This window comes from Conexibacter stalactiti (assembly GCF_033542075.1).
In the GTDB taxonomy this organism is placed as follows: domain Bacteria; phylum Actinomycetota; class Thermoleophilia; order Solirubrobacterales; family Solirubrobacteraceae; genus Conexibacter; species Conexibacter stalactiti.
Genome location: NZ_JAWSTH010000175.1, coordinates 1 through 6,368 on the forward strand (window position 1 = coordinate 1; position 6,368 = coordinate 6,368).

Sequence of the window (6,368 nt, forward strand, 5' to 3'; positions counted from 1 at the left end):
CCCGGCCGCGCCGCGCGGCGCTTCCGCGCGCAGCCGTGCCGGCACGGCCGTCCGCGACCTCGGCGACGGCGCCCGGCTGTGGATCGCCGCCGACCGCCGCGGCGCGACCGCGACGATCGTGCTGCGTGAGGAGGCCGCGATCGCCGTCGTGCGGCTGCGGCTGCCCGGCAGAGGGCAGGGCCCGACGGCGGTCGCCGGCGCGCGCGGTTTCGCGAGCGCGCTGGCCGCGAAGGCCGCGCGGTCGCAGGCGACGACGCCGTTCCAGGCGACGCTCGACGGGATCGGCGCCGACGGCTCGATCACACCGGGGCTGGCGCTGAGAGCGTTCGCGATCGCCTACGGGCCGCTGCCCGGCATCGCCCGCCCGCGCGGCAGAGAGCTGGGCGCGCCCGAGTCGGCGACGCTGGCGATGCAGCTGGTCGCGCGTGTCTGGGATCGCATCACGCCGGCGCAGAGAGCGGCCGTCGAGCGGCGGATCGGCGCGGTGCACGGCGGCGCCGGCGCGGCGGCGACCGCGCGTGCCGGGGCGGCTGGCGGCAGCGGCCCGACCGCGCGCACGAGCGCCGCGCCGCTGATCCCGAGCCCGAGATTCCAGGCGATGGCGGACAGATACAAGGCGATCTACGCCGCCAAGCTGCCGGGCGTCAACCCCGTCATCAGAGTCTTCACGACCGCCGACCAGATCACCGACAGCAGAGGCAATGTCGCATGGGCGGACGCGCTGCCGCTCAACGCCGCGGACCAGTGGGGCGTCGGCGCGCAGGCCTACTGCCGCGTGCGCGTCCCGCCGGCCGGCCAGGCGAGAGCGGGCGGGCCGTTCTTCCAGCTGATCATGGCTCACGAGGTCTTCCACTGCTTCCAGTTTCAGATCATGGCCGCGTGGCGGCAGCGCTCGGCGTGGCTGATCGAGGGGATGGCTGACTGGGCGGCGACGTCGGTCGTCAGCACCAGCGCCGCGGTCGGAGACGGCCCCTACCGGCTCTATCTCCAGACGGCGGACGCGCCGGCCTTCTCGCGCGCCTACGACGGCACCGGCGTGTGGCACTGGCTCGACCAGTCGCACGGCATCGGCAGCCTGTGGCCGAACGTGCCGTTGATCCTCAACGCCCCCGACGACGGCGCCGCGTTCGTGCTCGCAGGCGGTGGCGACCTCTCCTTCCAGGACTCGTGGGCGTCAGCCGCGATGCGATTCGAGGGAGCGGGCAGTTGGTGGCGCCAGACACGCCCGTACGCGCTGCCGCGGCTCAACCCGCGGGCGCCGTTGGCGACGATCACCGCGGACACGACGCTCGACACCGTCAAGTACCAGGCGAAGCTCGGCGCCGTCCTCGCCGACGGCAGACAGCCGCTGGTCGGGATCGTCGGGATGAGCGGCAGAACGCGCGCCGGCAGCCCCACACAGGACTTCGGCGTGCTCGATGCGGAGAAGTTCTTCTGTTACGGCAGCTGCAAGTGCCCGCCCGGCAGAAGCGGTGAGATCCCGCCGCACACGAGAGTGCAGAGACCGGTCGCGATCGGCGTCAGCGGCGGTGCGCTCCCCGGCAGCGCCCGCATCGACTACCACTCGCTCGACGAGTACTGCAGAAGAAGAGAGAGAAGAAGAGGTCCGTCCGGGCCGGCCGAGTCCAACGGCGACCCGCACCTGACGACCTTCGACGGCCTCCACTTCGACTTCCAGGCGGCCGGCGAGTTCCTGCTCGCGAAGGGCGGCGACCTCGAGATCCAGGCGCGTCAGGAGCCGTACGGCAACAGCAGAACGGTGACGGTCAACACGCAGATCGCCGCGCGCGTCGGCGACAGACGCGTGACGGTCAGCCCCGGCGCCGGCAAGGACGACCCGCCGGTCGTGCGGATCGACGGTCAGCCCGACCCGCTGCCGGCCGGCAGCTCGCGCCCGTTCGGCGGCGGCACGCTCGCGCGCGAGAGCGGCGCGGACGGCTGGGTCGACGTCACCTGGCCCGACGGCTCGACGCTCGTCGTGCGGCCGGTCGGCAAGTGGGGCGTGGCGACCGTGATGACGCTCGCCGGTGAACGCGCGGGGAAGGTCAGCGGCGTGCTCGGCGACTTCGACGGCCGGCCCGGCAACGACCTCGCCAACCGCGGCGGCCGCGCCATCCCGTACACCGTCAGAGCGACCGACGGCTGGAGCGGCCTGACCCGGTATGAAGTCGTCGAGGAGTTCGAGGAGCGTTTCTTCGACGCGCTCTACGACAGATTCGCCGAGGCGTGGCGGATCGAGCAGCGCGCGTCGCTGTTCGACTACGGGCCGGGCCAGTCGACGAGAACCTTCACGCTGCGCAGAGTCCCGGCCAAGCCGGTCGGGCCCGAGGAGCTGCGCCGCCAGCAGCGCGCCGAGGCCGAGCGGATCTGCCGCGCGGCCGGCGTCACGCAGCCCGGCCCGCTCGCCGACTGCATCGTCGACGTCGCCGCGACCGGCAACGCCGCCTTCGCCGAGGACGCGAAGCTGGCGCAGGACGCCGCCTCGGTGCTGTGGCAGCGGCTGCCCGTCGGCGACCAGATCACCGGCCGCATCAGCGTCGCCCGCGCCGGCGACGGCGCGCTCGTGGTCGGCTGGAACAGGGACGCCGGTAGCAACGTGCGTCAGCTCGGCGCGGTGCGGATCGACAGCGCCGGCCGCGCCGGCGGCGAGGAGACGATCGCGGCCGCCGACGGCAGCGTCGGCCTCTACACCGCCGCCGACGGCAACGTGCGCGCCCTGTCGGCCGAGATCCCGCTCAACGGCAACTCCAGCGGCGTGTACCAGTACGCCCGCGACGGCGCCGGCGCGTGGGGTCCGCTCGGGCTCGTGACCGGCTTCGGCACCAGCTACGCGAGCGCGCCCGTCGGGCTGGGGCTGCCCGACGGAACGCCGGTGACGGTCTCGCCGATGGCCGGCGTCTCGCGCGTCTTCCGCGGCGCGCCGGCGGTCGACGACGGCGCCTGGGTGCCAGTGCCGGAGGGCTGTTACGGCTCCAGCCCCTCGATCGCGCGCGACGGCGCCAGCGGCGCCGTCTGGATCGCGTGGCTGCAGTGGGACTGCCCGCAGGTCGGGATCTTCGCGGCGCAGTACGACCCGGCGACCGGCGGCTTCGGCGCGCCGGTGCAGGCGCCGGGCTCCAACTGGGGCAGCGGGAACTATCCGAACCTCAGCCTCGACGAGCAGGTCGCGCTGACCGCCCGGCCCGGCCGCGACGGCCTCTGGCTCGCGTACGAGGCGGGCGAGCGCGGCAATGTCTCGCTGTGGCGGATCAGCGCGCCGAGCGCGACGACGATCGCCCGCCGCGACACGGCCGCACGCAACGTCCGCATCTCCGCCGACGGCGGCGACGGCCGCCTGTGGGTGCTGTGGACGGAGAGCAACCGCTACTGGGTCCAGCGCACCGACGGTGCCGGCGCGCTCGATGGCGCGGCGCGCCCGGTCGCGGTGCCGCGCAACGACAGCGGCGACATCCTGCGCCTCAGCGAGGCGCAGATCTCCGCGCGCGGCGGCGGCCTCGACATCGTCCACGCGCTGCGCCGCGGCGACACCCCCGGCGCGCTCTCCTACGCGCGCATCGCGCCCTAGGAGGGCGAAGGCCGGCGGCGCCGCGGCGGCGCTTTAACCGCTTCGTAACAGGCCGGCTGCCGTCCGAGCGGGTAGGCTGCGGCGAGTGTCCGGAAGCGCGCTCATCAGCAGACCGGAGTTCGGCACGCTCGAACGCCATCGGCGTGAGCTGACCGCGTACTGCTATCGCATGCTCGGCTCGCCGTTCGAGGCCGAGGACGCCGTGCAGGAGACGCTGCTGCGCGCGTGGAGAGGACTCGACCGCTTCGAGGGCCGCGCGCAGGTGCGCTCGTGGCTCTACAAGATCGCGACGAACGTCTGCCTCGACATGCTCGACGGTCGCAAGCGCCGCGCGCGGCCGGTCGACCTCGGCCCGGCGCGCAGCCCCGACGGGCCGATCGGCGACCAGCGCTCCGCGATCGAGTGGGTCGAGCCGATGCCCGACGGGCTCGTGACCGCGCCCGAGGACGATCCGGCCGAGCTGGCGAGCGCGCGCGAGACGCTGCGGCTCGCCTTCGTCGCCGCGCTCCAGCACCTGCCGCCGCGCCAGCGCGCGGTGCTGATCCTCTGCGAGGTGCTGCGCTGGAAGGCGAGCGAGGCGGCCGAGCTGCTCGACACGTCGGTCGCCTCGGTCAACAGCGCGCTGCAGCGAGCGCGCGCGACGCTCGACGCGAGCAACCTCGGCGACGGCGAGATGCCCGCGCCGGACGCGCTCGACGCCGACGCCAGAAGGCTGCTGGCCGACTACGTGCGCGCCTTCGAGGCGTACGACATGGACGCGCTCGCGGCGCTGATCCGGCAGGACGCGGCGCAGTCGATGCCGCCGTACGAGCTGTGGCTGAGAGGCCGCGACGACATCCTGCGCTGGTGGAGAGGCCCGGGCGCCGGCTGCACCGGCTCGCGCGTGATCCCGGCGCGCGACGCCAACGGCTGCCCGGCCTTCGCGCAATACCGCCGCAGCACGGACGGCGACGGCCACGACGCATGGGCGCTGCAGGTGCTCCACCTCGACAGCGACGGGCAGATCGCCGAGTTCGCCTTCTTCCTCGACGTCGAGGCGGTCTTCCCGCTGTTCGGGCTGCCGCTCCACCTCGCCTGAGGCGGCGGACCGCGCCGGCGGCGCGGGGCGCGCCTCAGCCGGGCAGCACGTCGGCGAGCCCCATCAGCGCGACGAGCGCCAGCAGCCGCTCGGAGGCGTGGCAGAGCGTGACGGTGCAGCCGTTGCGGCGGGCGGCGAGCTGCATCCGCGCGAGCGCGTCGACGGTGACGGCCGACGGCTCGACCCCGGTCACGTCGCAGAGCACGCGCTCGGGCGCGTGCTCGGAGACGAATGAGCAGAAGCGGTCGTAGAGCGCGGGCAGGTCCTCACGCGCGAGCGGACCTTGGATCGCGAAGCTGGACGGGGGTGGCAGCGGACCGGCCATCGACACTAGGACGGCCGGTCGCCGCCGAACTCATCGGTGTGTCAGAGCTGCTGCCACTGGATGTTGAGGAAGACGCTGCTCGCGGAGGTGCTGGCGCAGGCGAGGAACGCGATCTGCTGTCTCAGGCTCGGGCGGGTGGAGCCATAGAGCGTTCTGAGCTGGTCGGCGGTCATCGTCGCGCCGGGCGCGAGCGTCGTGACGGCGCTCGGGCTGCCGCACTGCTGCGTCGAGAAGCCGGGCTTGACGAATGCCAGCGGCGCGCCGTTGGACGGGTTGCTGACCTTCGTCAGGACGGCGTTGAAGTTGACGCCGCCGCCGTAGCGGCCGAGGAACGGCACGAAGCCCTGCACGACCGGCTGCGCGGTCATTGTGACCGTCGCGTCGTGCAGCGAGCCGACGCCGGTCTGCGACTCGGTTCTTCTGACGTCCTTCAGCCAGCGCAGGTTGATCCCCTGCGGGCGCTCGCCGTAGACGACGTAGTCGCCGGCGGAGCTGTTGTAGAGGCTGGCGTAGCCGGTCGCCGGATCGGTCTCGACTCTCCACTGGTAGACCGGCGTCTTCGACCACTTCAGGTTGATGCCCCACGTCTGGCTGCCGTAGACGAGGTAGGACCGATTGCTGCTGTTGTAGACGGCGACCTTCTCGCCGGGGACCATCGGGCGCTTGCGGTGGTCGCGCACGTTCGGCCTCGGCGGCGCCGGCATGAAGCTCCACTGCGACGACGAGCTGCCCCAGACGAGGTTGATCCCGAAGGTCCGCGAGCCGTAGCGCACGTAGCTGTTGTTGATCAGGTTCTTGAGGCTGTAGCCGACGTTGACCGACGGCGCTCTCGTGCCGAGCGACCACTGCTTGGCGTCGGTTCTGGCGACGGCTGAAGCCGCGGCCGGCAGGGTGGCCGCGAAGAGGGCGAAGAGGACGGCGGCGAAGGTGAGGCGGCGGGCGATGCGCATCGGTGGCTCCCTGGTAGAGCTTGTTGGACTGGATTCCAGTCTCCGTCCGTAAGCCTCTCGCGTCGTTCGCCTGCGCGACACCGTTTCTGTCGCGTGGGCGACAGAGTGGGGTGACATCCTGGCGCGAATCCGGTACGTTGGGCCGCATGGACATTTGATGCGTCGCTCCCGATCGCTCTGCGATCACGCCGGCTCCGCCCTCGAGGCGTCGAGCCCACGACCGCCGTCCACGCACTGAAACAGGAGGACTCCATGCGAAGAAGTCGCTCTGACGCGCGCCGCGTGCGCGCAGCCAGATCCGGCAGAACGACCCCGCGCAAGCCCGCTCCCGGCGGGCTGCCGCTCGGCCGCCCCGGCCAGCCGCCGCGTCAGCCGCACCAGGCGTCGCGCCCGGCCCCGCCGGCGCGCCGCGCGCGCCCGATGCGGCGGCCGGGGATGTGACGCCGCCGA

At 73.1% G+C, this 6,368-nt stretch carries 5 protein-coding genes; 3 read left to right on the forward strand and 2 right to left on the reverse strand.

Features of this window, described 5'->3' with window-relative positions; genetic code table 11:
- Together R7226_RS30610 and R7226_RS30615 are read left to right on the forward strand one after the other, a co-directional pair.
- Nucleotides 1–3,565: VWD domain-containing protein (locus tag R7226_RS30610; RefSeq protein ID WP_318601322.1), on the forward strand; the 3,565-nt coding region annotated here is incomplete at its 5' end.
- Nucleotides 3,566–3,650: 85 nt separating this feature from the next.
- A complete protein-coding gene (locus tag R7226_RS30615) occupies nt 3,651–4,643 on the forward strand; it encodes a sigma-70 family RNA polymerase sigma factor (RefSeq protein ID WP_318601323.1) in 993 nt (330 codons plus the stop codon).
- Between the two features lie 34 nt (nt 4,644–4,677).
- Here the strand turns inward: R7226_RS30615 and R7226_RS30620 are convergent, their stop codons facing one another.
- Together R7226_RS30620 and R7226_RS30625 are read right to left on the reverse strand one after the other, a co-directional pair.
- On the reverse strand, nt 4,678–4,968 hold the full coding sequence (locus tag R7226_RS30620) for an STAS domain-containing protein (protein ID WP_318601325.1): 291 nt from the start codon (nt 4,966–4,968) through the stop codon (nt 4,678–4,680).
- A 41-nt stretch (nt 4,969–5,009) separates the two neighbouring features.
- Complete coding sequence (locus tag R7226_RS30625; protein WP_318601327.1) at nt 5,010–5,918, reverse strand: hypothetical protein; 909 nt, start codon at nt 5,916–5,918, stop codon at nt 5,010–5,012.
- 282 nt (nt 5,919–6,200) lie between these two features.
- Here R7226_RS30625 and R7226_RS30630 point away from each other — a divergent pair, with 282 nt between their 5' ends.
- On the forward strand, nt 6,201–6,359 hold the full coding sequence (locus tag R7226_RS30630; RefSeq protein ID WP_318601328.1) for a hypothetical protein: 159 nt from the start codon (nt 6,201–6,203) through the stop codon (nt 6,357–6,359).
- The last annotated feature ends 9 nt before the right edge of the window (nt 6,360–6,368 follow it).